At 71.8% G+C, this 12,595-nt stretch carries 15 protein-coding genes; 8 read left to right on the top strand and 7 right to left on the bottom strand.

Annotated elements, in window-relative coordinates:
• The first annotated feature begins 36 nt into the window (after positions 1-36).
• Genes CCN37_RS23270 through CCN37_RS23255 form a run of 4 tightly spaced genes read left to right on the top strand, consistent with a single transcriptional unit; the run spans position 37 to position 3,594 of the window.
• Complete coding sequence (locus CCN37_RS23270; RefSeq protein ID WP_086824607.1) at positions 37-570, top strand: DUF4333 domain-containing protein; 534 nt, start codon at positions 37-39, stop codon at positions 568-570.
• A 19-nt stretch (positions 571-589) separates the two neighbouring features.
• Positions 590-1,249: a response regulator transcription factor gene (locus CCN37_RS23265; protein WP_086824605.1), complete on the top strand. Its 660-nt coding sequence runs from the start codon at positions 590-592 to the stop codon at positions 1,247-1,249.
• 3 nt (positions 1,250-1,252) lie between these two features.
• On the top strand, positions 1,253-2,644 hold the full coding sequence (locus CCN37_RS23260; protein WP_086824603.1) for a HAMP domain-containing sensor histidine kinase: 1,392 nt from the start codon (positions 1,253-1,255) through the stop codon (positions 2,642-2,644).
• Entirely contained in the window at positions 2,641-3,594 is a 954-nt protein-coding gene (locus CCN37_RS23255; RefSeq protein WP_371504816.1) for a TAXI family TRAP transporter solute-binding subunit, read from the top strand. The genes CCN37_RS23260 and CCN37_RS23255 overlap by 4 nt, the downstream gene beginning before the upstream one ends.
• Here CCN37_RS23255 and CCN37_RS23250 read toward each other — a convergent pair.
• Positions 3,591-4,394 carry a DUF3592 domain-containing protein gene (locus tag CCN37_RS23250; RefSeq protein WP_143261763.1) on the bottom strand — a complete coding sequence of 268 codons (804 nt, stop codon included), beginning with the start codon at positions 4,392-4,394 and terminating at the stop codon, positions 3,591-3,593. The two genes, CCN37_RS23255 and CCN37_RS23250, sit on opposite strands and share 4 nt — an antisense overlap.
• Positions 4,395-4,430: 36 nt before the next feature.
• Positions 4,431-5,804 carry a M28 family peptidase gene (locus CCN37_RS23245; protein ID WP_086824706.1) on the bottom strand — a complete coding sequence of 458 codons (1,374 nt, stop codon included), beginning with the start codon at positions 5,802-5,804 and terminating at the stop codon, positions 4,431-4,433.
• A 258-nt stretch (positions 5,805-6,062) separates the two neighbouring features.
• Between CCN37_RS23245 and CCN37_RS23240 the strand changes: the two genes are divergently transcribed.
• Entirely contained in the window at positions 6,063-6,539 is a 477-nt protein-coding gene (locus tag CCN37_RS23240) for a TspO/MBR family protein (protein WP_086824599.1), read from the top strand.
• Between the two features lie 21 nt (positions 6,540-6,560).
• A complete protein-coding gene (locus tag CCN37_RS23235) occupies positions 6,561-7,544 on the top strand; it encodes a hypothetical protein (RefSeq protein WP_246843244.1) in 984 nt (327 codons plus the stop codon).
• A gap of 175 nt (positions 7,545-7,719) precedes the next feature.
• On the opposite strand, the gene CCN37_RS23230 is transcribed toward CCN37_RS23235, so the two are convergent.
• Positions 7,720-8,181, bottom strand: coding sequence for an Lrp/AsnC family transcriptional regulator (locus tag CCN37_RS23230; RefSeq protein WP_086824598.1), 462 nt, complete (start codon positions 8,179-8,181; stop codon positions 7,720-7,722).
• Positions 8,182-8,291: 110 nt separating this feature from the next.
• Here CCN37_RS23230 and CCN37_RS23225 point away from each other — a divergent pair, with 110 nt between their 5' ends.
• Positions 8,292-8,909, top strand: coding sequence for a LysE family translocator (locus tag CCN37_RS23225; RefSeq protein WP_086824595.1), 618 nt, complete (start codon positions 8,292-8,294; stop codon positions 8,907-8,909).
• Here the strand turns inward: CCN37_RS23225 and mmuM are convergent.
• Both mmuM and CCN37_RS23215 read right to left on the bottom strand, forming a co-directional pair.
• Positions 8,883-9,788 (bottom strand): homocysteine S-methyltransferase, encoded by a 906-nt coding sequence (mmuM, locus tag CCN37_RS23220; RefSeq protein ID WP_086824593.1) that lies wholly within the window; start codon positions 9,786-9,788, stop codon positions 8,883-8,885. The two genes, CCN37_RS23225 and mmuM, sit on opposite strands and share 27 nt — an antisense overlap.
• A gap of 210 nt (positions 9,789-9,998) precedes the next feature.
• The gene (locus tag CCN37_RS23215; protein ID WP_086824592.1) at positions 9,999-10,589 is read right to left on the bottom strand and encodes an isochorismatase family protein; all 591 of its coding nucleotides are present in this window, start codon (positions 10,587-10,589) and stop codon (positions 9,999-10,001) included.
• Between the two features lie 65 nt (positions 10,590-10,654).
• Here CCN37_RS23215 and CCN37_RS23210 point away from each other — a divergent pair, with 65 nt between their 5' ends.
• Positions 10,655-11,671 carry a GlxA family transcriptional regulator gene (locus tag CCN37_RS23210; protein ID WP_246843243.1) on the top strand — a complete coding sequence of 339 codons (1,017 nt, stop codon included), beginning with the start codon at positions 10,655-10,657 and terminating at the stop codon, positions 11,669-11,671.
• A gap of 3 nt (positions 11,672-11,674) precedes the next feature.
• On the opposite strand, the gene CCN37_RS23205 is transcribed toward CCN37_RS23210, so the two are convergent.
• On the bottom strand, positions 11,675-12,031 hold the full coding sequence (locus CCN37_RS23205; RefSeq protein WP_086824590.1) for a hypothetical protein: 357 nt from the start codon (positions 12,029-12,031) through the stop codon (positions 11,675-11,677).
• Between the two features lie 10 nt (positions 12,032-12,041).
• On the bottom strand, positions 12,042-12,563 hold the full coding sequence (locus CCN37_RS23200; RefSeq protein ID WP_210408171.1) for a hypothetical protein: 522 nt from the start codon (positions 12,561-12,563) through the stop codon (positions 12,042-12,044).
• Between the last annotated feature and the right edge of the window lie 32 nt (positions 12,564-12,595).

Raw genomic sequence — 12,595 nt, 5'->3', positions numbered from 1 at the left:
TCCAGGCCAGAACCGAGCCAACGAGGTAGCGAAGCGATGAGCACTCCCCAGGGCCCGTACCCGCCCCAGCAGCCCGGCCAGTTCCCGCGCCAGGGCCCGCCGACCGGCCCGCAGCCGGGCTTCGGCGGTCATCCCCAGCAGCACCCGCAGCAGCACCCCCAGCAGCAGGGCCAGTTCCAGCAGCACCCGGGCCAGCAGCAGGGCGGCTGGGGCGCGAGCCAGGCGCCGATCCCCTCCCCCGCCAAGGAGAAGAAGAGCAAGAAGGGCCTGTTCATCACGCTCGGTCTGCTCGTGGTGGCGGGCGGCGCGGCGGCGGCGCTGTACTTCATGGGTTTCTTCAGCACCACCGTCTTCGACGACAACGCGCTGAGGACGGGCGTGAAGGACACCATCGTCAAGAGCTTCGGTGTCGCCGAGTCCAAGGTCGGCGCGGTCAACTGCGGCAGCAAGAACAAGATCGCCGCGGGCTCGTCCTTCCAGTGCAAGGTGACCATCGACGGCAAGGAGAAGGTCTCCGTCATCAAGGTGGAGAACGACAAGGGCGAGTACGTCGTGGGACAGCCCAAGTAAGAAGCAGGGGCGGACGGCCGTGCGCGTGCTGCTGGTGGAGGACGACGACGGGGTCGCGCAGGCCCTGTTGGAGGTCCTCAGCGCGCACGGCCACACCCCCATCCGGGTGGCCAGGGGCTCTGACGCGTTGATCGCGCACCGGAGCGCCGACGTGGTGCTGCTGGACCTCGGCCTGCCCGACGGGGACGGCATGGAGGTGCTGCGCAAGCTGCGCCAGGTCGCCGACACCCCGGTCGTCGTGCTCACCGCGCGCGGTGACGAGCGCTCGGTGGTCAGGGGGCTGCGGCTCGGCGCGGACGACTACCTGGTCAAGCCGGTGCGGCTGGCGGAGCTGCTGGCCAGGATGGACGTGGTGACCCGCAGGGCCGCCGCGCGCGGCTCCAGCGCCGACGAGGTCGTCCGGGTGTCCGATGTGGACATTGATGTGCGGGCGCGCTCGGTGACCGTAGGCGGGGAGCCGGTCTCGTTGACCGCCAAGGAGTTCGACCTGCTCGCGGTGCTCGCCGCCCGCGCGGGCACGGCGGTCAGCCGCCAGCAGCTGATGGACGAGGTCTGGGGCGACGCGTTCGTCGCGGTGTCGCGGTCGCTGGACGTGCACATGACGCAGTTGCGCGCCAAGCTCGGCAGGCCGGGCCTGCTCACCACCATCCGCGGGTTCGGCTACCGGCTGGAGGTGTAGGCCGTGCGCGCCCGCCTCCTGCTGGTGCTGCTGGGTTTCTCGCTCGCCGCCGTCGCGGCCTTCGCGGTGCCGTTGCTGCTCAGCACTTCGGCGGAGCGCACGCAGCGGCTGGTGATCGACCGCACCGCCGATCTCGACCGCTTCGCCACGCTGACCGAGCAGGCCGACACCTCCGGTGACACCGGTCAGCTGCTCGCTGAGGCGGGGCGCTACACCGAGCTGTACGGCGAGGGCCTGCTCGTCGTGGACGGCAGAGGGCGCCTCGTCGTGCAGGCGGGGATCTCCGATCAGGACAGCGGAGTGCGGGCGCTGGTGGACGGCGCGCTGCGCAATCAGCGGTGGCGCGGAACCCCTGATCTGCGGCCGTGGTCGAGTGAGCCGCTGCTGCTCGCCCGTCCCGCTGGCACGGGAACGCGGGTGTCCGGAGCGGTGGTGCTGCGCGCATCGGTCACTTCGGCCGCCGCTGACGTCGCCCAGCGCTGGGCGATCATCCTCGCCGGAGCTGTCGCGGCCGCGGTGGTTTTCGCCGCGCTGGCGTCGGGGTTGGCGCGGTGGGTGCTGCGGCCGTTGCGGGAGTTGGAGCGCGGTGTGCACGCGGTCGCCTCGGGTGAGCCCAGGGCGCACGTGGAGGTGCGCGGGCCCACGGAGCTGCGGTCCCTGGCGGGCTCGTTCAACCTGATGTCCGACGCGGTGACCGATTCCCTTGAGCGGCAACGGAGACTGGTCGCCGAGGCGTCCCACCAGCTGCGCAATCCGATGGCGGCACTGCGCCTGCGGGTGGACGGCCTCGAAGGCGCGCTGAACGCGGGCGCGGAGCGCTCCTACCAGTCGGTCGTCGGCGAGGTCGAGCGCTTGGAGTCCCTTTTGGACAGTCTGCTCGCGTTGGCGGGCGCAGAGAACAAGGCCGCGACCATCGCTCTGTCCACAGAGGACACTCCGGTCTGCGATGTGGCCCTCGTCGTCGCGGACCGGCTCGACGCCTGGCACGCCGCCGCCGAGCACGCCGGGGTCGGCCTGCTGGCACCGCAGCCGTTGGAGCACCCGCTGCTCGCCGAGTGCGAGGAGGGCGAGCTGGCCCAGGTGCTGGACGTGCTGTTGGACAACGCGATCAAGTACGCGGGTGCGGGCAGCACCGTGCGCGTGTCGCACGCCCGGTCCGGCGAGTTCGTCGACCTCGACGTCACCGATGACGGCCCCGGCCTCAGCGAAGATGAGCTTTCCCTTGCCACGGAACGGTTCTGGCGCTCGACCCAGCACCAGAGCAGCCGGGGAACGGGGCTGGGGCTGGCGATCGCCGACCAGCTCGCGCGCGCTCGGCACGGCACGTTGACGGTCTCCAAGGCGACGCTGACCGGGCTCAGCGTCCGGCTGGAGCTCCCGGGGGTGGCGGCGTGACGCGGGTGAGCAGGCGGGGGCTCGTGCTCGGGGCGCTGGTCGGCGCGTTCGGCGTGGCGTGCACTGCCCCTGGATACCGGGGCGCGGCGCGGGAGCTGAAGATCGCGGCGGGTGAGCCCGGCGGACCGTACCTCGCGTTCGCCGAACGTCTGGCCGAGCAGATCCGCCAAGCGCAGCCACTCCTGCGAGCCACGGCGCTGACCACCCAGGCCAGCGTGGCGAACTTGGCGCTGCTCGCCGCGCGCGGCACCGATCTCGCGCTGACGCACGCTGACGCCGCCGAAGCGGCCACGACGGGGCGGACGCCGTTCAGCTTCGCGACCCAACTGCGCGCGCTCGGCCGGATCTACGAGAACTACCTCCAGGTCGTGGTGCGCGCCGACTCCCCCGTGCAGCGGGTCGCGGACCTCAAGGGGCGCAGCGTGTCCATGGGCGCCCCGGGTTCCGGCGCGGCACTGCTCGCGACCAGGCTGGCCGCCGTGGCGGAGCTGACCGACCTGCGCACGCGCCAGCTCCGGCTCGCCGACGCGGTGACCGCCTTGGAGCGGCGCGAAGTCGACGCGCTCGTCTGGTCAGGCGGGGTGCCGACGCCCGCGATCGCCGAGCTGGACGAGCGGGTGGGCGTGCGCCTGCTGCCGCTGGACGACGTGTACCCGAAGCTGCGCGCCGCGCACGGCCCGGTCTACGAGCAGGTCTCCGTGCCCGCCGGTGGCTACCGCCAGGTGCGGTCGCTGCCCACGGTCGGCGTGGCGAACCTCGTCGTGTGCCTGCCGGACCTGCCGGACGACATCGCCGCCGAGGTCACCACCGTGCTCGCCGAACGCGCGGATCGCCTTGTGCCGCAAGAGGCTCTTGGCGCGCAGTTCCTCGACGTGCGCGCGCTGATCGGGACGGCGGGCATCCCGTTGCACCCGGGCGCCGCCGCCGTCTACCGAGCCCTGCACGGCTAGCGCACGACTCCGAACATCACGGCCAACCCGCTCCAGCCGAGCAGGCCGAACAGCAGTAACACCAACAGCATCACCAGGAACAGCGGCGTGGTGTGCATGGCTTCGTGCGGCGGCCGCCCGGCAACGCGAACAGTGATCCGACGTCCGAGTCGCGGCCGGAACCCGCGCTTCATACCCCACACCCTGCGCACGGTGCCGTCCTCGTCGGAGTACTCCACCAGCGGCTGGTAGCTGTTCTTGCGCTGCCCGTAGAACTCCTCGACGGCGACCACAGGACCGCTGACCCGGCGCGAGCCCTTCCAGTTGAGGACGAGTTCAGCGAGGCCGACCAAGGCCACCGTGCCGGAGCACACCAGGCCGCTGACGAAGAACGCGCCCCCGACCGCGCCGTCCGCGGGGAGGACCGGCATTCCGACGTCGCCGCGGAGCAGCACCACCACGCCCGTGGCCGCCAGCACGGCACCGGTCGCCATCAGCGCCGTCCAGAACCTCGTCAGCACGGGGCGGTCCAGCCGGACGCGGGAGGGCATGTCCGGATCGGGGTACACCCACAACACGTCCCCCACGGTCACCGCGGCCATCTCCCGGTCCTCGGTCAGCCGGAGCGCCAGGACCCCGCCCGGTCGAGGGATGAGCGGCACCAGGACGCACTCATCGAGGTAGTTGTCGGAGCTCTTCACCACCACCTGGAACCGTTTGCTGCGACGGGTCGTGCTGACGCGCGAGGCCCACCAGGCACCGCCCACGACGGCAAGGCCGATCATCGCCAACAGCGTCCCTGTCACCTGCGCGTGCTCCACGCGGCGACGGTAGCCGCGCGGAACGCGGCCGGGTGGCTAATCGCGCTGACTGGCCAGTTCGTAGGCGGCGCAGCCGATCAGCTCCAGCGACACCTGGAGGCGCTCGCTGCTGACGTTGTCGGCGATGGTGTCCTCCGGCGTGTGGTAGGTCGGCTCCAGCAGCGCGGGGCCGCTCTCGCCGCGCCAGCTGAAGTTCGCCGAGGCGATGCCGCGCTCGTGGAAGGGCACGTGGTCGCTGGAGCCGCGCGCCACCGGGCCCTTGGTCCGGGGCTGGTAGCCCAGCCGACGCGCGGCGCGGCCGAGCGTGCTGGTGGTGGCGTTCTCGCCGCCGTCGACCGAAAGGAGCCAGTACACGATCGCCGGGTCCCAGCTGGTCGCGACCATGTCGTTCTGGAAACAGCCCGCGATGCGCCCGGCGTCAGAGTCGGACAGCTGCTTGACGTAGTGGCGCGAGCCGATCAGGCCCTGCTCCTCCGAGCCCCACAGCGCGAAGCGGACGGCTTTCTGCGTCGGCAGGTAGCGCAGCACCCTGGCCAGCTCCAGGCAGAGCGCGGTGCCGCTGCCGTCGTCGTTGGCACCGGGCGAGCCGGGGACGCTGTCGTAGTGGGCGCTGATCATCACGACCTTGCCGTCGGGGTTCGGCAACGTCGCGGCGCGCTCGGCGAGCACGTTGTAGGAGGTCAGGTTCTTGTGGTGGGTCACGGTCAGGCTGAGCCGGACCGGACCCGCCGCGAGCCGCTGCCGCAACCGCTCCCCCTGGACCTGCGCGAGGCCGAGCACGGGAACGGGAAGCGCCGAGGGCAGCGAAGGGGTGAACGTGCCGAGCTTGCGATCGGGGCTGCCCGGGCGGGAGAGCAGCACCGCGATGGCGCCCGCCTCCACCGCGAGCCGGGACGCGTCGCTGGCGACCTGCGAGTCCGGCACGAAGGCGATCTGCCCGCGCACGTGCGCCAGCTCCGCCGGGGTGGCCCTGCCGATGTCGACGACAGCGCCGGAGACGGTCACGTCGAGCTTGCCCTGCGGCGAGGCGCCGGTCTGCCACTTCCGCCCGCGGTCGCCGACGACGGTGATCTCCGCGAGGTACTTGTCGGCGACGGGGAAGGGCTGCAACGTCACGGTGTAGCGGTGCTTGCGCAGCACGGAGGCGATGTAGTCCGCCGCGCGCTTCTCGGCCGAGGTGCCGCCGACGCGCGGGCCGATCTGGTTGCTGAGCACTTCGAGGTGCTCCATGGCCTTGCGGGCGCTCGCCCTGCCGACGATCGCGCGGTCCCCGAGCGCCAGCGACGGCGCTTGGAGGGCTCCCGGGCGCTGCCGAGAAGCCGCGGCGGCGGCTCCGGGGACCAGCCCCACGGTGGCGATCCCGGCCAACGCGGCGGCACCCGCGAGGAGGTCACGGCGGCGCACGGCCATGGTGAAGTCCTTTCCCCAGTCCAACCCGGCTCCGGTGACCGTATGTCGCGAGAACGGCCGTGCCAACGGCCTTTTGCAGCAGTGAAAGCCACAGGGACCTCAGGCAGGCGCCTGAGCGCGAGCCGCTGCTCCGGAACCCACCTTCTCCAGGCAGGACGGGGCGCACCGGAGGCTCTACCATCCTCCGGGAGATCGACTCCGCCGCCGGGTGGGTGATCCCAGCTGGCGCGGAGCCGCCCCGAGCGAACGAAGGCGAGCATGGCGACCCCGATCCGAGCCCCGTCCCTTCCCTTCGCGCTGGCCGGGTTCAGCAGCGCCGTCGCGGTCGTCGCGGTCATCGGCGCCTCCTTCGGCGGGGGCGCGAAGGAGACCTACGCGGCGTTGCGGCTGCCGGAGTGGGCGCCGCCGTCCTGGGTGTTCGGTCCCGCGTGGACGACCGTGTACGTGCTGATGGCGCTGTCCGGCTGGTACTACTGGCGCGCGGGCGGCCGGGCGTCGGGGGTCGGCGTGTACGGGCTCGGCCTCGCGCTCAACGCGGTGTGGGTGCCACTGTTCTTCGGCGCGGACATGGCGTTCGTGGCGTTCCTGGACATCCTGGCGCTGGACCTCGTCGTGCTGGCCACCATCTGGCTGTTCCACCGCCGCTCGAAGACCGCCGCGCTGCTCCAGCTCCCCTACCTGCTATGGATCGTCTACACGTCGGCGCTCAACCTCGCGGTGGTCGTGCTCAACTGAACGGCCTCTAGGGTGCGCGGTGTGCAGAAGCCGCTGTCCCGTCGCACGCTCCTCGGCGGAGCGCTCACCTTGGCACTCGGCACCGGGAGCGGACGCGGGCGTGACGTCCTCGTCGCGACGAACGAGCCGTGGGCGACCTACCACGTCAAGCCCCTGTTGGCCGAGGCCGCGCGGCGCGGGTGGCGGCTGACCCAACTGGTGCCCGACCACTCCAAGACCACGCCCGGCGATCCCGTGCCCGTCGCGACCCTCGCGAAGGCGCCGAAGGCCGATCTGCTCGTGGTGACCGGAGCCGGGGATTGGCCAGCCGACTGCGCCGCGACGCTGCGCCGGACGCCGTTGGCCGCGAGCGCCCTCGCCTACCAGGTGCCCGTGGAAGCGTTGCGCGCCAAGGAGCTCCGGCCTCGTCTGCGGCTGATCACCGCGTCCTCGGCCGCCGACGCGCGGTCCTTCGGCGCGTACTTCGGCACGCGCAGGCGCATCGAGGTCGTTGGCTCGCCGCAGTCCGACGACCTTCCTCCGCGCGCTCCGGAGAAGAACCTCGTGCTGGTCCTCACCAGCGTCACGCACCCCGACGGCACGGGCACCTCCGCGCCGGGAACCCAGCTCCTGCTCGATTCGGCGGAGCGCCTGGCCGCCGCGGGCAAGCGCGTCCTCGTCGGCCTGCACCCGCGCGAGAACCGAGCCCTGTGGGAGAGGTTCGAGATCAGCTCCGCCAGCTCGCTCGTGGCCTCGGCGCGCGCGGAAGCGGCGATCGGCATCCCCGGCACCGTGTTCCCGCTGATCGCGGCCGTGGGCACGCCCCTCGTCGGCTGCACCGATCCCGCGCTCACCGTGCCGGAGTACCTGCGCGCCGTGTGCTCGTCGACGATCTCCAGCGCCGAGCAGGCCGTGGGCGCCGTCAGCGGCGCGCGCCTGCCCGACCCGGAGACGCTGGCCGATGCCGTCGGGCCGGTCGGCGGCTCGGCCCGACGGTTGCTCAGCGCGTGGGCCCGCGTCCTTTAGAACCGCCCGACAGCACGGATCAGCAGAGCTGGTTGTAGGAGGCGCGGGCGAACAGCGTTCCGTCCGAGACGACGAACCCGCACTTCCCCTGCTCCGCTGCGAGCTGGCTCGGCTGGGCGCAACGACTTCACCACGAACAAGGACGACGGGAAGGGCGCCGCGAGGGATCTTCGACTCAGCGGTGCCCCAACGGGAGCGCGCGTTCGTGCACGACGTGCTTCATCACCAGGGTGGAGCTGAGCCGCTGCACGCCGGGCAGCGTCGCGAGCTTCTCGTCGTAGAGCCGCTGGAAGGACTGGAGGTCCGCGGTGGCGATGCGCAGCAGGTAGTCGGGATCGCCGAAGAGCCGCTGCGCCTGGAGCACGTGCGGGATGTCCACCAGCGCCTGCTCGAACGCGGCCACGGTGTCGCGGTCCTCCTGCCGCATGGTGACGAAGACCAGTGCCTGGAACGCCAGCCCGACCACTCCGGCATCCAGTACCGCGCGGTACCCGAGGATCGCCCCGCCGCGCTCCAGCTCGCGGAGCCGGCGATGGCACGGCGACAGGCTGAGCCGCACGCGCGCCGCCAGCTCGGTGACCGTCAGCCGCCCATTGTCCTGGAGCTCCGCAAGGATCTTCCTGTCAACCTCGTCCATGGGGCAGATTCTTCCACAAACGCGGTGATCAGCGACAACAGTTGGAAACACCTTTGGGCTGAGCCGACCTAATCTCCTCTTCGAGACCGTTCGAGAGGGGAACCCACACCATGGCCGTCAGCTCCATCGCCGCGTTCTGGGCGGTGTCCGTGCTGCTCATCCTCGTGCCGGGGGCTGACTGGGCGTACACGATCTCCGCCGGGCTCCAGGACCGGTCGGTACTGCCCGCCGTGAGCGGCCTGCTGCTCGGCTACGTCGGGCTCACCGCCGTGGTCGCCGCCGGTGTCGCGGCCGTGGTGGCCAGCACGCCGTTCGTGCTCACCGCGCTGACGGCGGTGGGCGCGCTGTACCTGGTGTGGATCGGCGCGACGACGCTCGCCCGCCCCGCCGTTCCCGGGGCGTCGGTGGACTCCCCCGGGCAGACGCCACGGCTCGCGCGGGTGCTCAAGGGCGCGGGCATCAGCGGCCTGAACCCCAAGGCGCTGCTGCTCTTCCTCGCACTGCTGCCGCAGTTCACCAATCCCTCGGGCTCGTGGCCGCTCGCCGCGCAGATCGGCGCGTTGGGCGTGGTGCACACCTTGACCTGCGCGGCGGTCTACCTGTGCGTCGGGCTGCTGGCGCGCGTCGTGCTGCGGGCGAGACCGGCAGCCGCGCGCGTGGTCAGCCGGATCTCCGGCGCGGCGATGGTGCTGATCGGCGTGCTACTGCTGGTCCAGTCCGCGCACTGAGCTCGCGAGCTGGGCGATCTCGGTGGGACCGACCCGGCAACAACCGCCGATCAGCCTCGCCCCTGCCGCGATCCAGTCGGCGAGCAGCGCCGTGTCGAAGCCAGGGCTTCCGCGCCAGGTGTTCCGCGCGCCGTCCCACTCACCGCCGCCGTTGGGGTACACCACGACCGGCTTGCCGGTGCGCCGCGCGGCGATCTCCACCGCGGGCAGGACATCGGCGGGGGCGCAGCAGTTGACGCCGGCCGCGAAGAGCGCGGCCGAGTCCGCCGCGAGCGCGAACGCCTCGTCGAGCGACTGCCCAGCGTTGGTGAAGTTTCCCTTGGTGCTGAAGGACAACCACGCCGGGATGCCGATGTCGTCGGCGATCCTCAGCAGGGCTTCGGCCTCGTCGACGTCCGGGATCGTCTCCAGCGCGAAGGCGTCCGGGCCCGCCGCCGCCAGGACCTCCATCCTGGGGCGGTGGAAGCGCTCCAACTCGGCGACGCCGAGCCCGTAGCGGCCCCGGTACTCCGACCCGTCCGCGAGCATCGCCCCGTACGGGCCGACCGAGGCCGCCACCCACCGCTGACCGTCCACTTCGGAGGCCGCCGCGCGCGCGAGGGCCACGCTCCGCCGGAGCAGGACCGCCGCGTCGGCCTCGGCGTGCCCGCGCGCGGCGAAACCCTCGAACGTGGCCTGGTAGCTGGAGGTGATCGCGACCTCCGCACCCGCGCGGAAGTACGCGAGGTGCGCGGCGGTGATCGCGCCCGGGTCGTCGTGCAGCAACCGCGCCGACCACAACGCGTCCGCCAGGTCGTGCCCGGCCGCGGCGAGCTGGTTCGACAGCCCGCCGTCGAGCACCACCACGCGCCGCCCCGCCACCGCGCTCACCGTGTCCACACCCCATCCTCACCCACACAGGGCTTCCACCAGGTAAACTGTGCTCATGCACCCCACCCTCCCGCTCGCCCCAACGCGCGCCGGAGTGGTCTAGGCCTTCCCGTTTCGTACTCATAGCGGGAATTGGGAGCGCTCTCTTTCCCGGGTTGAGTACGAAACGGGTTTTTGGCGCGCGCGGGGGATGGGGCTCGGAGGGTGTTCGGGGGCGCGTCAGGCCAGGTCGGCGTGGGTGGGGACGACGACGCCGTAGAGGTCGGTGATCATCGCCAGTGCGCCGTGGTGGACGTGCTCGGCGGGCACGTCGGCCACGGCGGTGCGCAGGGGGCGGCTCGCGCAGGCGTTGGCGACGACCGTGGGGCGGTTGCCGCGCAGGAACGCGCCCGCGGTGGTCGCGGCGACGCACATGTGGGTCATGAAGCCGATCACGACCACGTCGGAGTTGCCGGCGGCGTCGACGAGCTCGCCCAGCGCGGTGTCGGTGAAGGAGTTCGGAAACGCTTTGACCACAACATTTTCACCGTCGATCGGAGCGACGCGCGGGTGAATCCGGCCGATGTCGGCCTTGATGTCGTACGCGGTGCCCTCGCCGGTGTCGTGGATGACGTGGATGACCGTCGCGCCCGCCTTGCGCGCGGCCTCCAGCACGGCGGCGGCCTCCTCCAGCGCGGGCTGCCACCCCTCCAGCTCCATCACGCCGCGCGTGTAGGTGTTCTGGTAGTCGACGAGCACGAGGGTCGCCGTCGCCAGGGCCGCCGGGGTCTGGTCGAGGCCGTTCAGCTCGCGCAGTGTCGTCGTAGGCATGAGTGCCCTCTCATCGCGGGAATCGGTGTCGAGTTCGACGCTACGATCGGTCCGGGATGTCGGCAATGACGTCCAACTTGCAGATCCGGACATCGGGAGCCCTCATGCGCCGCCTCGTCGTCCTCGTGCTCTTCGACGGCGTCGACCTGCTCGACGTCACCGGCCCGCCCGAGGTGTTCTCCTTGCTGCGCAGGGAACTGGGCGACGCCACGACCTACCGCGTCGTGCTCGCGGCCGAGACGCTGGAGCCCGTGACCACCGCCGCCGGGGTCCGCGTCCTGCCCGACGCGACCTTCGACCAGCTCGCCCGGCGCAAGATCGACACGCTCATCGTCCCCGGCGCGGTCGACGTCGACGACCGGCTCCGCGTGCGGGCCGTCACCGATCCCGTTGTGGTGCAACGAGTTCGTGCGCTCGCGGCGCGGGCTCGGCGAGTCGCTTCGGTGTGCGTCGGCGCGCACGTGCTCGCCGCCGCCGGGCTGCTCGACGGCAAACGCGCCACCACCCACTGGTCCACCGCGCGGCAGCTCGCCGCCGAGCACCCCGCCGTCGAGGTCGACCCCGACCCGATCTTCATCCGCGACGGCCACGTGTGGACCGGCGCGGGGATCAGCGCGTGCCTCGACCTGTCGCTGGCGCTGGTGGCCGACGACTTCGGCGAGGCCGCCGCGCTCAGCGTCGCGCGGCAGCTGGTGATGTACCTGAAGCGGCCCAGCGGGCAGAGTCAGTTCAGCATCCCGCTCGAACCCGTCTCCACCACGCGGCGCGTCGACGACCTCCGCCACCACATCACCAGGAACATCACCGAGCCGCTGACCGTCGCCGACCTCGCCGCGCACGCCCACGTCAGCGAACGGCAGCTGACCCGGATCTTCAAGGCAGAACTGGGAACGACGCCCGCCGCCTACTTGGAGTCCGCTCGCGTGGAGGCCGCGCGCAATCGGCTCGAATCCACCGACGACGGCCTCGAGCGCGTCGCGTCCACGTGCGGCTTCACCACCGTGGACACGCTCATCCGCGCGTTCCGCCGCCAGCTGGGCATGACGCCGACGGACTACCGCAAGCGCTTCCGCACCACTTAGTTCTCAGTGCGGCACAACGCTTTCCCAGTCGCGGGAGTTCGCGAGCAGCCGTGAGACGGGGAGTCGTTTGCCGACCCCGTCCTCGCCGAGCGCGAACAGCTTGCCGTCCTCGAAGACCAGTCGCGCGTAGGGGATCTCGCGCTTCAGCGGGCCGATCAGCGACGGCACCACGACCGAGGCCGGGGTGACCACGAAGTACGGCCGGGTCAGCTGGAGCACGCCGACGAAGGTCGTCACCGCGCCCACGACGAGCGTCGGGGTGAACTCGCCGAGCAGGGTGAGCCATCCGCCGAGGAAGACGCACAACACCCCCAGCACCACCAGGACCGTGCCCAGGAAAGGGTTGTAGCGGACTCTCACGCGAGCCTCCTCACGCCGTCACGACGCGCAGGATGGGCGCGCCGTTCTGCACGCCGGGCATTTGCAGCGTCACCGCTCCGGGCTTGGCGTCGGGCGGAGCGCTCGCGCAGCCCGTGGTCGGACCGCCGAGGCTGCCGGAGGTGCGGCCGCCGCCGAAGGAGAACGAGGAGCAACCGGGCTTGAGCGTGCCCGAACCGCCACCGCCGCTGTTCACCGTCAGCTCGAACTCGGCGCTGTCGGGCGCGACGGACTTGATGACGATCTTGCCGGGGGCGGAGCCGCCGAAGCGGATGGTGCCCGGCTTCGTCAGCGCGATCTCGCAGCTGCGGCTGGCGCACACCTTGTAGTCGGAGCCGTCCGCGGCCACGGACAGGGTGGGAGGCGGCGGCGGGGTGGTCGTGGTGGTCGGCGCGGGCGTCGTCGTCGGGGCCTGGGTCGTGGTCGGTGGCGGCTCGGCGGGCGGAGTCGGGCTGCCGCACCCGGCGAGCACGAGGACGAAGCCGGAGCAGAGGAGCTTCTTCACGCGCGACACGCAACCAGTCCTCACCGGGACCGGTCCCGGTG

It is taken from the genome of Allokutzneria sp. NRRL B-24872 (genome assembly GCF_002155965.1).
In the GTDB taxonomy this organism is placed as follows: Bacteria; Actinomycetota; Actinomycetes; order Mycobacteriales; family Pseudonocardiaceae; genus Allokutzneria.
Note: the sequence above shows the minus strand (reverse complement) of the source record. Positions and strands in the feature narration are given on the sequence as shown.

Bases quoted from the DNA above. Each gene is read 5' to 3' on its own strand.
- CCN37_RS23270 (WP_086824607.1), top strand. From the start codon at position 37: ATGAGCACTCCCCAGGGCCCGTACCCGCCCCAGCAGCCCGGCCAGTTC.
- CCN37_RS23245 (WP_086824706.1), bottom strand. From the start codon at position 5,804: ATGGCCGTGCGCCGCCGTGACCTCCTCGCGGGTGCCGCCGCGTTGGCC.
- CCN37_RS23240 (WP_086824599.1), top strand. From the start codon at position 6,063: ATGGCGACCCCGATCCGAGCCCCGTCCCTTCCCTTCGCGCTGGCCGGG.
- CCN37_RS23230 (WP_086824598.1), bottom strand. From the start codon at position 8,181: ATGGACGAGGTTGACAGGAAGATCCTTGCGGAGCTCCAGGACAATGGG.
- CCN37_RS23225 (WP_086824595.1), top strand. From the start codon at position 8,292: ATGGCCGTCAGCTCCATCGCCGCGTTCTGGGCGGTGTCCGTGCTGCTC.
- CCN37_RS23215 (WP_086824592.1), bottom strand. From the start codon at position 10,589: ATGCCTACGACGACACTGCGCGAGCTGAACGGCCTCGACCAGACCCCG.
- CCN37_RS23210 (WP_246843243.1), top strand. From the start codon at position 10,655: ATGACGTCCAACTTGCAGATCCGGACATCGGGAGCCCTCATGCGCCGC.